Raw genomic sequence first — 383 nt, 5'->3', positions numbered from 1 at the left:
ATTGACATTGTTTCGTTGAAGCTGTCCCACGCGTCCCCAATAGTTTTGATTCCACCGCCCGAACCTTTAGCCATTTTTTCCATAGCCTTGTTGAGCATATCCATCGAAACAGCGCCTTTTGAAACAGCGTCATTAAAAGAACCGTATTGCTGTAATGAGGGGTTCATTTTCATAACAGTGTCTTTTAAAGAAGAACCAAGAGCTGTGTTGTTATCGGTTAATTGTCCAATATTTTCAGCCGTAACTTTACCAGCTGCCGACATTTGACCGTAAGACTGAACTACACCTTTAAGGTTTTCGCCAGTACCACCAAATGCTTGGTTAGCTTTTACTAATGCTTCTGTTTTACTGACCGCTTTTTTAGCGCTATCGCCTAAACCAAT

Annotated in this window: 1 protein-coding gene; it reads right to left on the bottom strand. The window is 41.5% G+C overall.

Translation table 11 applies throughout. The annotated features are described in order from the left end of the window. On the bottom strand, positions 1-383 hold a 383-nt coding region (locus tag L977_RS07845; protein ID WP_047625540.1), incomplete at both ends, for a tape measure protein.

This window comes from Enterobacter sp. ZOR0014 (genome assembly GCF_000798855.1).
GTDB lineage: Bacteria > Pseudomonadota > Gammaproteobacteria > Enterobacterales > Enterobacteriaceae > Enterobacter > Enterobacter kobei.
This window is presented reverse-complemented; position numbering and strand designations above follow the sequence as displayed.